Below are 16,250 nucleotides of genomic sequence, written 5' to 3'. Positions count from 1 at the left end.
TAGGGGATATCGTAGCGCAAGTGTCAAGATAATTCGTAATTCATAATAAGGCTCCTTCATTTCTAACCGTCCTTTTCACCTTTCTATAAAGCCCTCAGATGACGATTTCGCATACGTTCAGCACTACCAGTCGGAATCGCAGCAATTAATTTTTGCGTGTATTCCTCTTTGGGTTCCAGGTAAATGCTTTCGGCTGTCCCTTCTTCAACAATTTGACCACGATTCATTACTAAAATGCGATCGCTCATAAATTTCACCACACTTAAATCGTGAGAAATAAAAATATAAGTAAGCTGAAAGTCTGACTGTAATTCTTTGAGAAGATTTAATACCTGTGCCTGGACTGAAACATCCAGGGCTGAAACTGATTCATCACAGATGATAAACTTAGGATTTAACGCCAAAGAACGGGCTATGCAAATCCGTTGGCGTTGACCGCCAGAAAACTGATGAGGATAGCCGTTAATCGCATCTGCACTCAATCCTACCCTTTCTAAGAGTTCGGCTACTCGCTGACGTCGTTGTTGCTTGGTCTTACCAACGGAGTGAATTAATAATGGTTCCATCACCGCGTCCCCAACCTTCATCCGGGGATCAAGGGAACTAAAAGGATTTTGGAAGACTATTTGCATTTCCCGCCGCAGTTTTTGCAACGGTTCTCCTTTGAGGCTAGTAATATCTTGTTTCTCAAAGATAATCTGACCACTCATCGGTTCAATTAATCGCAGCAAGGTTCTGCCAAGGGTGGTTTTACCACAACCAGATTCTCCCACTAAACCTAGTGTTTCACCTGGTTTGACATCAAAAGAAACGCCATTAACTGCCATATTGTAGCGTTTTGTCCCACCAAACACCCCGCGCACTGGAAAACCAACTTTCAGGTTACGGATTTGCAGCAGAGGTTCCTTCTCATTGAAGTTTGCCAATCTTGCAGCAATCTCTTCGGTAGTGATTTCTGTAGGTTGTGCGGGTTCTTTCGCTTGAATTACGAATTGTCCCGTTGGTGTCTCTTCTGTACTCATGTAGTCAGAAACAGTGAGTAATTTTTGGGGACGGTGGTCAAGTGAGGGGCGACAGGCGATCAAACCTTTAGTATATGGATGCTGAGGACTGCTGAAAATTTGCTCAGAAGTACCAGATTCGACAACTTTACCTTTATACATCACCGCTACTTCGTCAGCAATTTCCGAAATTAGCCCCAAGTCGTGGGTGATGAAAATCATTGCCATATCACGGCTTTGTTGCAATTCTCGGATTAACTCCAAAATTGTCGCTTGCACCGTCACATCTAAGGCTGTGGTTGGTTCATCGGCAATTAAGATTAATGGGTTGCAGGAAATTGCCATTGCAATCATCACGCGTTGCAACTGACCCCCAGAAAGTTGATGAGGGTAGCGTTCTAGCATGACTTCTTTGTGTTCTTTAACCAACTCTGGCAACTTTGATGGATCTAGTTTCGATGAATTGCTGTTGGTTTGATGCCAAGTTTCGGTATACTGCTGTTGTATTTCCTCATCGCTCGGTAGAAGTTTTACCTCTTGCAGACCTGCGATCGCAATTTGTCGTGCTTGGGATGCTGACACATTTTGATGCCGCATAATCGCTTCTATTAGCTGAAACCCGATGTTATAAACCGGATTGAGCGAACTCATGGGTTCTTGAAAAATCATGGCGATATCGCCACCCCGATGTAGCTGCATTTGCTCAGAAGGCAATTTTACCAAATTGATGGCGTTAGCATTCTCCTGCGGACGAAACCAGATTTCCCCGCCAGTAACTATACCCGGAGTTTGCAACAAACCCATTACAGCTAAGGCTGTCACTGATTTACCACTTCCCGACTCTCCTACTATTCCTAGAGTCTCGCCTCGATGCAGCGCAAAGGAAATACCATCCAAAGCTCTAACGACATTGCCATCACTGGGAAATTCAACTTGTAGATTGCGAACCTCTAGGACAGTTTCTCTCATAGGAGTTGGGTATGAATATTAACTTAAAATTATTTGATTTTAACAATAGTTTTGATGTATCTGTTGGTAAATTTGGTTTTTACACTCCTTGACAGTTTTCCGCATACTTCCACAATATACACGCATTTGCGATGTATAACTGCCTGTGATCTCTGCAAATTGTCAATGGTATCTTCGCAAAAATGTTGCGAGGATACTATGCCCTACTCGTTTGTATCAATTTTTATTTGAATCGGATCGTCCATTCGCTTGTGTGCCGTAGAATCATGGGTACGCCAACACCACCAAATCCTAGAAAGTTTCTTTTAACTGGATACCAAAACAAATCTCCGGCGATAAATATATCAGCTGGGGATGCAAATAAGATTTCTAAATTTTCTTTAATTTTGACAATCCATGCAAATTGTTCTGTATTATCCGCCATTGGCTGTCCGTCGCTTTCCGGGTAGATGACTTCGATGGTGGTTTCTGGTGTGACTTGTTGTACCATTGCTGTACCTCCAAATATGGGGTTTTTAGCTGATATTTCTAGTTGAGATAGCGATCGCGTTAATCTTAAGATGCGTAAACACAAAGCGGCTTGTCGCCAGACATCGCCTCTATCTCCTCTCGATACTATTGATTTAGAGGCGTTTCCTGTACTGCTTGCTGGACTTGTGAAATATCTAAATCTAACGCCTGTGCTATCTGTTCTACATTTAAACCCAGTGCTAACAGTTTAGGTACAGCTTCTAATTTTGCCTCAAAACGACCTTCTTGTTTACCTTCTTGTTTACCTTCTTGTTTACCTTCTTGTTTAGCTTCTTGATAAACTCGCGTTTGCTTTAACTCACTTAACCCAAACATCGCCTCTATCTCCTCTCGACTTATGTTAGGAAATTTATAAACCAGGATTGTCTCTATTAATTCTAGTAATTGTTTTTGTGGCAGTTGCAAATTTACCGCTTGTTTGGTACGGTCGATTAGTTCTCTGGCGGTGGTAATAGTTGTATCTTCATTTTCAATTACTAATTTTATAGTAGCAATCCCTATGGGAAGTGATGCTGTTTCTCCTAATTCATCCAAATAAATTCGCGTCACACGTTGATTAGTAAAAAACTCGTGACAATCTTTTGTATCTCCTGTATCAATACTCCTAGTAGGATAAATCACCACTCCTCGCCAAGAATTTTTAGATTTCTTTTGCCGCAAATAGAGAAATACTTCCGAAACTAGGCGCAAATAAATATCTGAGTCTGGTTGAAATTGAACTTCAAGGAAATAAATCGGATTTTCTTCGTCTTGAATAGGAAGAAATACACCATCTATTCTAAAGGCAGTTTGTTTGATTTCAACTGAAGAGAATTGATAGGTATTTGCAGTTTCGGGAGGATTGCCAATTAGTTCAAAGAAGATACTGGGGAATTCTTGAAATAGGCGATAAAATATGCTGTCAGTTTTCACTCTGGATGTTGTAGCACAGTTTTGAACTTTAGCAATTTTATAATGTGCTGCTCTCTGATTGCATAAATTATCTCATAGGGAAAACTAGCTATTTGGCAGCGTCTTGTGTTCTTTGAGAATAAAATCCATGCTTCTGGAAACTGTTATGGAAATTTCCGATCGCGCACTTCTAGGGCATAATCTTGTACAGCTTTGGTAATCGTCTCCCGCAAGTTCGTGTAAACCTTGGCAAATGGTGGATGCTTTTCGGTAAGTCCGATGACATCTGAGGTAACTAAAACCTGTCCATCGCAGTGAGATCCGGCACCGATACCAATTGTCGGAATGCTCAGTTTTTCTGTAATCTGCATTGCTAAATCTGCGGGGATATGCTCTAACACTAAAGAAAATACACCAGCTTGTTCAAGAGCGAGCGCTTCATTTAAAATTCTTTCTCCCGTTTCCTGGCTCTTTCCCTGTTGTCGCAAACCCAGTTGATGTATTGATTGCGGTGTCAAACCTACATGGCCCATTACCGGAATTCCAGCTTCTACCAAACGAGCTATAGTTTCGGCGATCGCTGGATAGCCACCTTCCAATTTTACCGCTTGAGCGCCTGTTTCCTTCAGTACCCGCCCAGCTGAGTGCATCGCTTGCTGGAGACTTTCTTGATAGGTCAAAAATGGTAAATCTACAACCACTAATGCGCGTTTAACTCCTCGACGCACAGATTTGGCGTGGTATATCATCTCATCCAGAGTAATGGGTAGTGTTGTTTTATACCCTAAAACTACTGCCATAGAGTCACCCACCAGGATTAAGTCTACACCAGCTGCGTCAAGGAGTTGAGCGATCGCATAATCCCAGGCCGTCAACGCCACAATTGCACGTCCCTGTTGTTTCCATTGAATTAATTGCTGCGTAGTGATTGCCATTTTTCTAGTTAGGGAGTGGGGAGTAGGGAGTAGGAAGTAGAAGGAGGGAGTAGAGAATTTCACCATTCCCCACTCACCACTCCCCACTCCCCATTCCCTCATTTAACAGCGTGACTGAAAGCAATATGGGGTTTTGCACTACCCATTTTGGGCATTAACCAAGCTAGACCTTCACTAGTGCCGATCCATAATTTATTGCTAATGTCAGGTGCAAGGGCAAGAACCCGGCTAGAAGGAAGCCCAGCAACTTCTGCATCTAACACAGCTCCTGTATTGGGATTTAATCGTAACAAACCATTATTAGTTCCGACCCAGACACTACCATCTTTAGCAAAACGTACTGCTGTCACGTTACGCCCACGCAGGCGAGTCACAGACCGCAACACTGCACCAGTTTTGGGGTTAATAACTAGCAAATTATTCGGCATTCCCGCCCAAATTAATCCTTCTGGACTAATAGCTAAAGCTTGTACAGTCGTCCCTGGTAAATCCGCTATCCACTTCATGATCGCAGCACTGCCAGTATTTACCCGCACTAATCCATCAAGGGTGCCAACCCACAGTTGACCTTCAGCATCTAAAGTCAGGGTGTTAGCGCTGACACCAGGCAGATTTTTTAATGTTGTCATAATCAAGCCTTGGTCGGGACTAATTAAAGCTAAACCATTATCAGTTCCAGCCCACAAATAACCCCGTTTGTCAAGTAACAGAGATAACACCCGTTTAGAAGGCAAAAATAAATTCTGCGCGGTGATTTCGTTAGTGCGGGGGTCTACCCGGATCAGTCCCTCAGAACTTCCCACCCACAAACGTCCTACTTTGTCTTGGGCTAAAGCACCGATGGCAACACTTGGTAAGCTAACACGAGAAATAATCTTGCCAGTTTTAGGATCAATCCGCGATAGTCCCCGCCCAGAAGCTACCCAAAGATTGCCTGTAACATCTGCCAGTAAGTTACCCACACGATAATCAATTTCTGGCGAATGTTCTTGCACTCCTCGCTGATTGGGCAAGGGTTCCACTCGCGGTGGCGGTGGGGAAGGTGGGTAAGCAGGGGTTACATCAGACGAATTAATCTCAGGGGTTTTTTGTGCCAATCCCATACTTGGCAGAGCTATCAACCCCAACAAAATAGAACTAATCGATAAACTAGTACGCTTGCAAAACAATACCACGGTGACATTTCCTTTGGAGACAGTACCCATAGCCGCTACCTAAACTCTGTTTGGGTTAATTCCAGTGTTCCCCCAGCTGGCATTTTTTAAACGTCATAGGCAATTTTTTTCAAATTTAATGCGTATTCGGCATTGGGCAAAGAATTCTTATCACAGACGCGATTAATCGCGTCTCTCCCCACTCCCCAACAGTTATTGATCACACTTTGTAAACTTTTTGTTACAAAGTATTTAAATCTTTATGTGATAACAAAATTAAATAGATAAGTTAAAAACTTTCAAAGAATAACTTATCAAATTCTTGATATATTGTGAGACAAGCTACAAATTATGTGGTGTGCAATTCTTTTTGTTTCGTATAAGTCGGGAGGGCTACTCCCTTTCTTTACGCTTGGGGACTGTTGGAGCCGACTCTTTTGGATGAAGCAAGAAGCAGACCCTCTAAAGGAAACTTTAGTTGAATGGCTAGCTTTAAATAAGTTTGGTCAAGTTTTGTATAACAGGGAACAGTAGAAGTGCTAAGTTGTATACCCCTAGAAGGTGAGATCACTGGTGAGGAGGATTACCACCTCTGCTAAAGTGTCCAGTGTTAAAAACTCTACCCTCTGCCAAAAGCAACCCTTAAAAAAAGTTTTCCTGATCTTCTTCCCTCTTCAGAGGGAGAAGGAGCGCGGTAAGGAAAAGTTGCACAAAACGTGATTTGATTAGCCGCCGTCAGTGCGCCGGAGGCTTTAAACGCCTGTAGAGAACTTATAAGACCTGGAGCAATTCAGGCGGAGATCGCTGAAGCAGGAATCGCGTGGCTTTTAGTCATGTGAGGTTCAAAAGTAAAAGAGAGACTTCTGAGAAGGATAAAATATGTCTTACGCTCAAACTAAGACTCAGAGCAAAACTGGGTATAAAGCCGGGGTTCAAGATTACAGACTAACTTATTACACACCGGATTACACACCTAAAGATACAGACATTTTAGCGGCATTCCGCGTTACACCCCAGCCTGGAGTTCCCCCCGAAGAAGCAGCTGCGGCTGTAGCGGCTGAGTCTTCCACTGGTACTTGGACAACTGTGTGGACAGACTTGCTCACCGACCTCGATCGCTACAAAGGTCGTTGCTACGACATCGAACCAGTTCCTGGTGATGACAACCAATTCATCGCCTACATTGCCTATCCTTTAGATTTGTTTGAAGAAGGCTCTGTAACAAACATGTTGACCTCGATTGTGGGCAACGTATTTGGTTTCAAAGCTTTGCGGGCGCTACGTCTGGAAGACTTACGGATTCCTATAGCTTACCTGAAGACTTTCCAAGGGCCTCCCCACGGGATTCAAGTTGAGCGTGACAAGTTAAACAAATACGGTCGTCCTTTGTTGGGTTGTACAATTAAGCCCAAATTAGGTCTTTCCGCTAAAAACTACGGACGCGCTGTATATGAGTGCTTACGTGGTGGTTTGGACTTCACCAAAGACGACGAGAACATCAACTCCGCTCCATTCCAACGGTGGCGCGATCGCTTCTTGTTCGTATCTGAAGCTATTACCAAAGCTCAAGCTGAAACCGGTGAAATCAAAGGTCACTACCTGAACGTCACCGCCCCCACCTGCGAAGAAATGCTAAAGCGGGCTGAGTTCGCTAAAGAACTCAAACAGCCCATCATCATGCATGACTACCTCACCGCAGGCTTCACCGCCAACACCACATTGGCTCGTTGGTGTCGTGATAACGGTATCCTGTTGCACATCCACCGGGCTATGCACGCCGTAATCGACCGTCAAAAGAACCACGGTATCCACTTCCGCGTTTTGGCTAAAGCCCTGCGGATGTCCGGCGGTGATCACATCCACACCGGCACAGTGGTTGGTAAGCTAGAAGGTGAACGCGGTATCACAATGGGCTTCGTTGACTTGTTGCGTGAAAACTACGTAGAACAAGACAAGTCTCGCGGTATCTACTTTACCCAAGACTGGGCTTCTCTACCTGGAGTATTTGCTGTTGCTTCCGGTGGTATCCACATCTGGCACATGCCTGCACTCGTAGAAATCTTTGGTGATGACTCCGTGCTGCAATTTGGTGGTGGTACTCTCGGACATCCTTGGGGTAATGCTCCTGGGGCTACAGCTAACCGCGTAGCTTTAGAAGCTTGCGTCCAAGCTCGTAACGAAGGCCGTAACTTGGCTCGTGAAGGTAACGACATTATCCGCGAAGCCGCTAAGTGGTCTCCTGAATTAGCCGTTGCTTGCGAACTGTGGAAAGAAATCAAGTTCGAGTTTGAAGCGATGGATACCGTCTGATCAAAAGTTAAGAGTTAGAAGTAGAGACGCGATTAATCGCATCTCTACAGGAGTTAAGAGTTACATTAATTCATAATTCATAACTCTTAACTCATAACTCATAACTGTTGACGGCTGGGGTCAAGCATGAATCTTAAGCAAATTGCGAAGGACACAGCCAAGACTCTCCAAAGTTATCTGACTTATCAGGCTCTAAGGACAGTGTTGGCACAGCTAGGCGAAACAAATCCTCCATTAGAACTTTGGTTGCATAACTTTTCGTCTGGCAAAATTCAGAATGGTGAATCATACATTGAGCAACTGTTGCACGAAAAACCAGATTTGGCTTTGCGAATCATGACTGTCAGGGAACACATTGCGGAAGAAATCATAGAATTTTTACCCGAAATGGTTCGTACTGGCATTCAGCAAGCCAACATGGAACAACGTCGCCAGCATTTAGAACGCATCACTCGAATAGACACATTAAACCCCAGTCTGCAACCAGAACAGCAAGCAAGTTCAGATCCGAATTTAGATAACTTATCTAATTAGTTCGGTCAACCTAGTAGTAAAAAATCGCCACCCATTATCAAAAGCTATGCAAACTTTACCAAAAGAGCGTCGTTACGAAACCCTTTCTTATCTCCCCCCTCTGTCTGATGCTCAAATTGCCAAGCAGATCCAGTACATTTTGAATCAAGGTTACATTCCAGCGATTGAGTTTAACGAAACTTCTGAGCCAACAGAATTATATTGGACAATGTGGAAGTTGCCTTTGTTTGGTGCTAGATCGACTCAAGAAGTATTGAGCGAAGTTCAAGGATGCCGTTCTCAATTCAACACCAGCTATATTCGGGTTGTGGGTTTTGACAACATCAAGCAGTGCCAAATTCTCAGCTTTATTGTTCACAAACCCAACAAACCTAACAAATACTAAAGTTAGCAAGCTTTAAGTAATGGGTTTATCCCTATAGGAGAGGTAGAATTATCTGCCTCTCCTATTTGCTAGATTTGTTTTGAAATGCAAAGGTACGCTAAGGGATGCGGAGTTGTTCTCTGCGTTTTTTAAGCTGACTTTTCACGGGATCTGGAAAACCTCACTTCTATTTCTCTCTCCTTCTAGGCTACGGTGTACACACAAGTCATCGAATTACCCAAAACAAAACAAAAACCTCACCCTGTCCTATCTTTAATCCCTCTCCTTAGTAAGGAGAGGGACAGGTTTTGCGGAAGCAAAACCAGGGTGAGGTTTCTTTGGAGTATTCGATATAAGCCTAAATTGCTTCAAGAAAGACTTGTGTGTACACGGTAGCCTTCTAGGAGAGAGACTTTGAATTTTCCCCCTTCCCGCATCGGGAAGGGGGTTAGGTTTTTCGTAGACTTTTCCACATGACGTGAAAAGTAAGGTTTTTTAAAAAGGTAATAAATGGAATTACAGCATCTACAAGAAGTAAGAATTTGTTTTGTTGGTGATTCCTTCGTTAACGGCACTGGCGACTTAGAATGTCTTGGTTGGACAGGGAGAGTATGTGCTAATGCTAATAAAAAAGGTTATGACATCACCCACTATAATTTAGGAATTAGGCGAGATACGAGTACTGATATAGCAAAGCGTTGGTTACAGGAAGTATCACTGCGATTACCCAAAGAATATGATGGCAGAGTTGTATTTTCTTTTGGATTGAATGACACAACATTAGAAAATGATAAAACTCGCGTGGATTTTGCCGATTCCATTAAAAATGCTCGTGAAATTTTAAGTGAAGCTCAAAAGTTATATCCTATTTTGATGATTGGGCTAGCACCATACGCAGCACAAGAAGATAGTCAAAGAAGGAACAGAAATACTGATTTATCTAAACAGTTTGCTTTAATTTGTAATGAATTGAATATACCTTATTTAGACGTTTTTTCGATATTAGAAAAATCAAACATCTGGATTAATGAAGCAAGAGTCAATGATGGTGTTCATCCTCAAGCAGGCGGTTATGCAGAACTTGCCCAAATAGTAGAAAATTGGGACGCTTGGTTAAATTGGTTTCGTCTGACTTAATTGATAATCCAAAGGTAGGATAGTGGTAGCACCTTAGTCTTTATTATTCAAAGATAGTACTTATGCAGCAAATTACTCTCGCTGAAGCATCTGAAAACTTACCCGATTTAATTGAAGCAGCACTCAGTGGTGAGGAAATTATTATCATCAAAGATAATTAACATTTGGTGAGGTTAACTCCTGTGTAACCAGTTCAACGCCGTCCTCAGTTTAGTAGTGCCAAGGGACTTGTGACAATATCTGATGACTTTGATGAACCACTAGAAGATTTTAAGGAATATATGGAATGAGGCAACTACTGGACACTCATATTTTTATTTGGTTTGTGATAGGTGATCCCAGAATCAGCATTAGTATGCGATGGCGCGGAGCGCCCGCTGGAAGCGATCGCAAATTGAAAATAATCTGAATCTACTGAGTATTGCTAGTGTTTGGGAAATGGCAATTAAGCACAGTATTAGTAAACTCAACTTTAGTCTGGCTTTTGACAAGTTTATCGAACAGCAAATAATTAGGAATGGTATTGAATTACTGCCAATTACTATAGACAATATTACTATTGTTGCCACACTACCTCTGCATCATCGTCACCCATTCGATCGAATTTTAATTGCACAGTCGGTAGTTGAAAATATATTTATATTGAGTGCTGATAAAACTTTTGACGCCTATCCAATTGAGCGTTTGTGGTAAGTAGCGCTCCTTTTATACCAAAAGATAGATAAATAAACAGTTATCACCAAAAAAACTTAACATTACTTTAAGCACTGCTAGGCAAAGATAATTATATGGGTTACTACATCGCTCCCCGCTTTCTGGACAAACTGGCTGTCCACATTACCAAAAACTTTCTCAAGCTTCCTGGTGTGCGAGTCCCCGTGATTTTGGGTATTCACGGACGCAAAGGAGAAGGCAAAACATTTCAATGTCAATTAGTCTTCGAGAAAATGGGTATTGAGGTGACTAACGTATCCGGCGGCGAATTGGAAAGTCCAGATGCAGGAGATCCAGCGCGGTTGATTCGGCTGCGCTATCGGGAAACAGCAGAACTGATCAAAGTACGCGGCAAAATGTGTGTACTGATGATTAACGATTTAGATGCGGGTGCTGGACGCTTTGATGAAGGCACTCAATATACTGTAAATACGCAGTTGGTGAATGCCACACTGATGAATATTGCTGATAATCCCACAGATGTGCAGTTGCCTGGAAGCTATGATTCCACGCCTTTACGTCGTGTGCCGATTATTGTCACAGGTAATGATTTTTCCACCCTCTATGCACCGTTAATTCGGGATGGACGGATGGAGAAGTTCTATTGGGAACCAAACCGAGATGACAAGGTGGGAATTGTCAAGGGGATTTTTGAACCGGATGGACTGTCACAGAAGGAAATTGAACAGCTAGTTGATACTTTTGTCAATCAATCGATTGACTTTTTTAGCGCTTTGCGATCGCGCATTTATGACGAACAAATCCGCAACTACATCCATCAAGTAGGTTTTGAGCGGGTATCGTTGAGTGTGGTTAACAGTGTTGAAGGGCCACCAGAATTTAAAAAACCAGATTTCAGGCTGTCTCACTTAATCGAGTCTGGTAACTTTCTCGTTGGTGAACAAAGACGGGTGGAAAATTCCCATTTGGTTGATGATTACAACCGACTGAATCGAGGTAGAAATTCTCAATCTCCACCACCTGCTGCTGTAACACCAATTAGTCAGCCGTCAAATCGCGCAACCCAAGAAGCAAAAACTAATGGATTCCAGAAGGAGGAAGTATCAAGTCCACATTTGACCCTAGAGACACAAGGACAAATTAGAGAATTATTGTCTCAAGGTTACAAAATTAGTATTGAACATGTAGATGAGCGCCGCTTCCGCACAGGTTCTTGGCAAAGTTGTGTTCATAGCCATATTGATGCAGAGTCTGATGCAATCTCAAACTTGGAAGCAACTTTAGCAGAATATAGTGGTGAGTATGTGCGCTTGGTAGGTATTGATCCAAAGGCCAAGCGGCGGGTGGTGGAGACGATTATTCAGCGTCCGCATGGGTAAAATTAGGGGTAGATAAATGATAAAGTGCGATCGCTACCCACGAGTTCTCCAAAACCTCACCCTGTCCTATTAAATGTCCCTCTCCTTACTAAGGAGAGGGACAGGTTTTGCGGAAGCAAAACTAGGGTGAGGTTATGAGACTTACAGCTATTTTCAGGTAAATAGACCACGCAATAAGGGCACAGCATTGCTGTGCCCCTACGACAGATGTGGTTCAAATACTTGAATTGTGCTGTAACTATCAAACTCACTTTAACTGCAAGTAACTGCTGAAGCCGAGTTAACCTTTGTTAAATCGCCAGTGAATACTGCTATGTATTGATAAGGTGATAAACCAGAGCAAGTCATGGAATTTGTATTAGCACGGCGGGGAGTCCACCATGAGGTTGCTTGCACAGTCAAATTTGTGCCATTCCATAATAACTTGTTGACAACTAAAGAGTTAGTTTGTCCATCAGTCGGCTTTTTGGCAGATAAAAATGTAGCATAGTTAACCTCACCATTGGCTGGATTAATCCGGGCTATAACTGCGACTTTTGGCCCGCCTACCATAGCTAGACAACCAACGCCCAGTGGCAAAGCGGCGAAAATCATTACCAGTTTGACTGCCAGTAGAAGAGTAAACGCCATATAAAACATTCCCCCCATCCCAAAACAATCCATAACCTGTACCATCGTCATTTGTTGTTTCGTAATCACTACGACACCATGTTTTGATCCCATTATTGAAGCGGATAGTCACAGGGTTTTTGTTATTAGATGAGACTTGCTGATAACCAATGTAAATGCTTGTATTTCCATTACTTACTTTCGGACCATTTTTAGCTTTGATTGTTGCTTCACTATCATTGCAACTGAATGTCACACCATTCCCGATAGATGAATTTATGGTTTGGGCAGGAACTGGAAAAGCTTTTTGTGTGATTAGTAAATCAGCTATTAATACTACAGATAATGAGAAATATGTCAAATAATTTTGCAATTTGGGAGAATAAATCATGGTAAAAATCTGCCAAGAAAGTATTAAACAAAACTTCGTATCACTATAAATTCTTCTCAGAATTTAGACAGCTAAAACTGTTGAGATTTGCAGATTACAGCCTTCTCAATGTTACGTAAAATGAAACTAAACTACAAAAGGTATAAGATAATATGCACGATATTAACTGTACATAAATCTTTCATATCAAAGAGTATTAGTGAGTAGGAAAAATTGCGTTTGCAAAGCCTACCAAAGGTATCGCAGCAGTCAACAACAAATGGTTTTCATGAACAAGTAGCGTTTGTTCATTCTGATATCTCTTGCTAGAAAGTTTTTTTCTCTCTGCTTTCTGCCTTCTGTCGTGCTATATTAGACGGTTTTAACATTCTCATTTGATACTTTTGCGGCACTAGCTTTCAGCAGGCGACTTAATCTGGTTTTGCGGACACGTTCGCTATCACGAATACCACCCGCCATCTCATATTCACTACTGTTTTTGCCATACTTAAAAGCAACGCCCCTGACTATCTTATCTGTAAGATTGTCCAAGGTTTTTTCCATCTCATCAATTTTAGTTTTGGAAGAGTCAATCATAGCTAAATCAATGTTATAAGCATCAAGCATAGTGCGTAACTGCTGAATTGATTGAGTCAGATTTTGCAAACCGCAATTATCACCAAAATCCATATTTGAATCAATTGCTTTCAGTCCGGCGGATCTCAATTCAGCTTTTTCTAAAACACGGGATGTACGTTTTGGACGAGACATAGATATATTTGTTAAAGAGGGTTATAGAACACCAATTCAGTAATCGTAATCTTGGAAAAACCTTTCCCTGAACTCCTCTGCAAAGCTCAAAGGAGCGTTTGGCTTTCCCTTTCCTACCAAGAAAGGGAACTGGAGAGTTAAATTTTTGATTACTGAATTTATGCTCTAAAGCTAGTTTGACTTAGTGAAGCTGTTTTATGGTTCAGTAAAATTCGTGAATAATTTTATTTATTAAAAAAGTAATATATAAATCTGCGTAATTTCTCTTAACGGAACTTAAACATTTTTGATGGAGAAACAAGCCTCAAACCCATGCAGGATAAGGTAAATACACCAAATGCTCAAAAATAGTCCAAACCCAGATATATCAGGATACTAAGCAAAAGGATATCAAAGTTTCTCTGTATATAAATTTGAGGCTCTTTTTTTGGGTTTTTTTGTATAAGTCGCATTAATTCAGATATAGCCATTTTCAATCCGGTGAGGTACAGGTATGCAAACAGACCTAACCCCCTAACCCCCTTCCCGCTTCGGGAAGGGGGAAAAATTCAAAGCCTCTCTCCTTTTAGGAGAGAGGTTTGGAGAGAGGTCAAAATTGTACCTCACGCTTGTCGGGAACCGCTATATTGCACCTGGTTTTTTGGACGATTACTTTAACGTTAGTGAGGAATGTCGTGATGTTCATGAGGAATGTCGCAATGTTCATCAGAGATGTCGCAATGTTCATCAGAGATGTTGTGATGTTCATCAGAGATGTCGTGATGTTCATCAGAGATGTCGTGATGTTCATCAGAGATGTTGTGATGTTCATCAGAGATGTTGTGATGTTCATCAGAGATGTCGCAATGTTGAGGGATTTCTAAGAAATAAATTATCTAATCTTGTGGGGTGGGCATCTTGCCATTGGTGTCAACTTAAGCGCAAACCCTTTTAAAATCTCGTTTCTAGCCTTTGACTGGAAATGCACCTCAGAAGCGGCTCTGCCGCTAGTCTTGAGGCTTTGCCTCACATTAGGCATTCCCAGTCGGAGACTCTTGACGAGATAATCTATAAAAGCTGCTTCTAGACTAGCTATTTACGTTAAGGGATAAGAATTAAATAACATACGCGGTGTGCAACTTTCTCTCAAACCTAACCCCCAGCCCCTTCTCTACAAGGGAAGGGGAGCTAGAATCTAAAGTCTCTCGACCTTTCGGGGAGAGGAATGGAAGTGGGGTTTTAACAATAAGTCGCACATCGCGTTAACATACAATTTATGTCCCTGGCTTACCTCACCCTCAATCCCTCTCCTTATAAAGGAGAGGGAACTAGAAAGGAGAGGGAAGCTAGAAAGGAGAGGGAAGCTAGAAACAGGATGAAGTTTTGCATTTTATTTAATCGCAAAGAAATGCTGCTTTACCACGTCTAAGCGTGAACAATTCCAATAATCCACATGGGAGACAATCAAATCATCAGAGTTAATACCTAATTCACTCCAACCAGGAATGGAGATCCGTGGCTTCCAGGGGAGAGGAGTATTCCAACTAAGTGTCCACTCAGTTTTTATTGTGTCTTCTAAACGTTGAATATTATGTAAGTCCATTTTGGGATCTAAAAACCAAGTTTGGATAAAATTAATCATTTGTTTGTAACGTTTAACACCATGAAATTTATTCAGTGGGTCTTGAAAATAAACGTCTGGAGCGTAAATGCTGTAAGTTTGATTTTGTGGGAATCTTTGATAGTCTTCTTTGAGAATTTTAATGATATCCATGTTGACTTTTGTTAGATAGTAAAGTTTTATTTATCCTGAACACGTAGTGGGGGCGTACAACTAAGTGTACGCCCCCAGTAATGAATGTATTCTACCCAATTGAAATATTTGATTTAAATGATCGAATTGCTCAAAAACACGATGCCGATCGCACAGAAAGCGAAGCCAGCAATGCTCATTTTCCAGGGTAAAATTCGGTTTATTTCTCTCATACCGATTGCAACACCAATTTCTCTGGCACTCATGGCAACCACAAACAGAGTTAAGGTAATGCCTAGTATATAAGCAACTAGTGGGATCATTCCTGCCCCAATAATAGATTCAGCATCAGCGTAACCCTGAAATAAACCAGCACTGATGCCCACTAGAGCAAGTACTATAAAGTTTGGTTGATTTGGCATGATCAGCATAGTACCAAAAAGGATGCTAGAAATAGCGATCGCAGCGCCCGCCGTTCGCGTAGCGTCTCGTAGAGAAAGCATCACTATTTCTGTACCTGGGAAATTTAGCTGGAATAAATGAATTACAATCCCCAAGACTGCTGCTAAGACAAAACATCCAGCTATTACAGCGCCACGAACAAACACAGATGAGAGTAAACCAATAGCAATAATACCAACTAAACAATTCAAGCTAATTACTGGATCTGCTAGTCCCCAGAGAAAGCCTTCCCAGCAGTTAGAGATGGTATGATCGGCTGGTATTCCACTCAATGAACTCAATAAGCTAATTAAAATTAGAGCTGCGATCGCCCCAATATGCCGATGTACTAGCTTCGATGTATAAAATTCTCCTGATGCACGGAATTGTGAGAATTTAGTTTTGAACATTAGTGTCTGCCAAATTAGTTTTTTCGGTAATTTATAC

At 41.9% G+C, this 16,250-nt stretch carries 16 protein-coding genes and 2 pseudogenes; 7 read left to right on the top strand and 11 right to left on the bottom strand.

Annotated elements, in window-relative coordinates:
• Positions 1–83 precede the first annotated feature (83 nt).
• The 5 genes and pseudogenes from V7K36_RS25185 to V7K36_RS25165 form a co-directional block, all read right to left on the bottom strand.
• Complete coding sequence (locus V7K36_RS25185; protein ID WP_335120373.1) at positions 84–1,970, bottom strand: ABC transporter ATP-binding protein; 1,887 nt, start codon at positions 1,968–1,970, stop codon at positions 84–86.
• Between the two features lie 298 nt (positions 1,971–2,268).
• A pseudogene (locus V7K36_RS25180) lies at positions 2,269–2,460 on the bottom strand (Uma2 family endonuclease); the annotation flags it as partial.
• 125 nt (positions 2,461–2,585) lie between these two features.
• Positions 2,586–3,413 (bottom strand): Rpn family recombination-promoting nuclease/putative transposase, encoded by an 828-nt coding sequence (locus V7K36_RS25175; RefSeq protein WP_335120372.1) that lies wholly within the window; start codon positions 3,411–3,413, stop codon positions 2,586–2,588.
• Between the two features lie 143 nt (positions 3,414–3,556).
• A complete protein-coding gene (gene panB / locus V7K36_RS25170) occupies positions 3,557–4,327 on the bottom strand; it encodes a 3-methyl-2-oxobutanoate hydroxymethyltransferase (RefSeq protein ID WP_335120370.1) in 771 nt (256 codons plus the stop codon).
• 98 nt (positions 4,328–4,425) lie between these two features.
• Entirely contained in the window at positions 4,426–5,532 is a 1,107-nt protein-coding gene (locus V7K36_RS25165; RefSeq protein ID WP_335120368.1) for a ligand-binding sensor domain-containing protein, read from the bottom strand.
• A gap of 828 nt (positions 5,533–6,360) precedes the next feature.
• Between V7K36_RS25165 and V7K36_RS25160 the strand changes: the two genes are divergently transcribed.
• The 7 genes and pseudogenes from V7K36_RS25160 (at position 6,361) to V7K36_RS25130 (ending at position 11,880) form a co-directional block, all read left to right on the top strand.
• Positions 6,361–7,791, top strand: coding sequence for a form I ribulose bisphosphate carboxylase large subunit (locus tag V7K36_RS25160; RefSeq protein WP_334823748.1), 1,431 nt, complete (start codon positions 6,361–6,363; stop codon positions 7,789–7,791).
• 126 nt (positions 7,792–7,917) lie between these two features.
• A complete protein-coding gene (rcbX, locus tag V7K36_RS25155) occupies positions 7,918–8,325 on the top strand; it encodes a RuBisCO chaperone RbcX (RefSeq protein ID WP_335120366.1) in 408 nt (135 codons plus the stop codon).
• A 46-nt stretch (positions 8,326–8,371) separates the two neighbouring features.
• Positions 8,372–8,710 carry a ribulose bisphosphate carboxylase small subunit gene (locus V7K36_RS25150; RefSeq protein ID WP_334823745.1) on the top strand — a complete coding sequence of 113 codons (339 nt, stop codon included), beginning with the start codon at positions 8,372–8,374 and terminating at the stop codon, positions 8,708–8,710.
• A gap of 489 nt (positions 8,711–9,199) precedes the next feature.
• A complete protein-coding gene (locus V7K36_RS25145) occupies positions 9,200–9,826 on the top strand; it encodes a GDSL-type esterase/lipase family protein (RefSeq protein WP_335120364.1) in 627 nt (208 codons plus the stop codon).
• Positions 9,827–9,888: 62 nt separating this feature from the next.
• A pseudogene (locus V7K36_RS25140) lies at positions 9,889–10,116 on the top strand (type II toxin-antitoxin system Phd/YefM family antitoxin).
• Positions 10,117–10,186: 70 nt separating this feature from the next.
• The gene (locus V7K36_RS25135) at positions 10,187–10,519 is read left to right on the top strand and encodes a type II toxin-antitoxin system VapC family toxin (protein ID WP_335120361.1); all 333 of its coding nucleotides are present in this window, start codon (positions 10,187–10,189) and stop codon (positions 10,517–10,519) included.
• A 95-nt stretch (positions 10,520–10,614) separates the two neighbouring features.
• A complete protein-coding gene (locus V7K36_RS25130; protein WP_335120359.1) occupies positions 10,615–11,880 on the top strand; it encodes a ribulose bisphosphate carboxylase small subunit in 1,266 nt (421 codons plus the stop codon).
• Between the two features lie 252 nt (positions 11,881–12,132).
• Here the strand turns inward: V7K36_RS25130 and V7K36_RS25125 are convergent, their stop codons facing one another.
• From V7K36_RS25125 to V7K36_RS25100, 6 genes are all read right to left on the bottom strand, one after another.
• Entirely contained in the window at positions 12,133–12,432 is a 300-nt protein-coding gene (locus V7K36_RS25125; RefSeq protein WP_335120357.1) for a hypothetical protein, read from the bottom strand.
• Positions 12,392–12,880, bottom strand: coding sequence for a hypothetical protein (locus V7K36_RS25120; protein ID WP_335120355.1), 489 nt, complete (start codon positions 12,878–12,880; stop codon positions 12,392–12,394). Before V7K36_RS25120 ends, V7K36_RS25125 begins: the two co-directional genes overlap by 41 nt.
• Positions 12,881–13,231: 351 nt before the next feature.
• Positions 13,232–13,630 carry a hypothetical protein gene (locus tag V7K36_RS25115; RefSeq protein WP_335120353.1) on the bottom strand — a complete coding sequence of 133 codons (399 nt, stop codon included), beginning with the start codon at positions 13,628–13,630 and terminating at the stop codon, positions 13,232–13,234.
• Positions 13,631–14,219: 589 nt separating this feature from the next.
• Entirely contained in the window at positions 14,220–14,462 is a 243-nt protein-coding gene (locus V7K36_RS25110) for a hypothetical protein (protein ID WP_335120351.1), read from the bottom strand.
• A 537-nt stretch (positions 14,463–14,999) separates the two neighbouring features.
• Entirely contained in the window at positions 15,000–15,383 is a 384-nt protein-coding gene (locus V7K36_RS25105; RefSeq protein ID WP_335120349.1) for a DUF2358 domain-containing protein, read from the bottom strand.
• A gap of 113 nt (positions 15,384–15,496) precedes the next feature.
• The gene (locus V7K36_RS25100; protein WP_335120347.1) at positions 15,497–16,213 is read right to left on the bottom strand and encodes a HupE/UreJ family protein; all 717 of its coding nucleotides are present in this window, start codon (positions 16,211–16,213) and stop codon (positions 15,497–15,499) included.
• Positions 16,214–16,250: the final 37 nt, after the last annotated feature.

Source organism: Nostoc sp., assembly GCF_036919555.1.
GTDB lineage: Bacteria > Cyanobacteriota > Cyanobacteriia > Cyanobacteriales > Nostocaceae > Nostoc.
Note: the sequence above shows the minus strand (reverse complement) of the source record. Positions and strands in the feature narration are given on the sequence as shown.

Excerpts from the sequence above, each read along its gene's own strand:
- V7K36_RS25185 (WP_335120373.1), bottom strand. The coding sequence starts at position 1,970 with ATGAGAGAAACTGTCCTAGAGGTTCGCAATCTACAAGTTGAATTTCCC.
- panB (WP_335120370.1), bottom strand. The coding sequence starts at position 4,327 with ATGGCAATCACTACGCAGCAATTAATTCAATGGAAACAACAGGGACGT.
- V7K36_RS25165 (WP_335120368.1), bottom strand. The coding sequence starts at position 5,532 with ATGGGTACTGTCTCCAAAGGAAATGTCACCGTGGTATTGTTTTGCAAG.
- V7K36_RS25160 (WP_334823748.1), top strand. The coding sequence starts at position 6,361 with ATGTCTTACGCTCAAACTAAGACTCAGAGCAAAACTGGGTATAAAGCC.
- rcbX (WP_335120366.1), top strand. The coding sequence starts at position 7,918 with ATGAATCTTAAGCAAATTGCGAAGGACACAGCCAAGACTCTCCAAAGT.
- V7K36_RS25150 (WP_334823745.1), top strand. The coding sequence starts at position 8,372 with ATGCAAACTTTACCAAAAGAGCGTCGTTACGAAACCCTTTCTTATCTC.
- V7K36_RS25145 (WP_335120364.1), top strand. The coding sequence starts at position 9,200 with ATGGAATTACAGCATCTACAAGAAGTAAGAATTTGTTTTGTTGGTGAT.
- V7K36_RS25135 (WP_335120361.1), top strand. The coding sequence starts at position 10,187 with ATGGCGCGGAGCGCCCGCTGGAAGCGATCGCAAATTGAAAATAATCTG.
- V7K36_RS25130 (WP_335120359.1), top strand. The coding sequence starts at position 10,615 with ATGGGTTACTACATCGCTCCCCGCTTTCTGGACAAACTGGCTGTCCAC.
- V7K36_RS25125 (WP_335120357.1), bottom strand. The coding sequence starts at position 12,432 with ATGGTAGGCGGGCCAAAAGTCGCAGTTATAGCCCGGATTAATCCAGCC.
- V7K36_RS25120 (WP_335120355.1), bottom strand. The coding sequence starts at position 12,880 with ATGATTTATTCTCCCAAATTGCAAAATTATTTGACATATTTCTCATTA.
- V7K36_RS25115 (WP_335120353.1), bottom strand. The coding sequence starts at position 13,630 with ATGTCTCGTCCAAAACGTACATCCCGTGTTTTAGAAAAAGCTGAATTG.
- V7K36_RS25110 (WP_335120351.1), bottom strand. The coding sequence starts at position 14,462 with ATGAACATCACAACATCTCTGATGAACATCACAACATCTCTGATGAAC.
- V7K36_RS25105 (WP_335120349.1), bottom strand. The coding sequence starts at position 15,383 with ATGGATATCATTAAAATTCTCAAAGAAGACTATCAAAGATTCCCACAA.
- V7K36_RS25100 (WP_335120347.1), bottom strand. The coding sequence starts at position 16,213 with ATGTTCAAAACTAAATTCTCACAATTCCGTGCATCAGGAGAATTTTAT.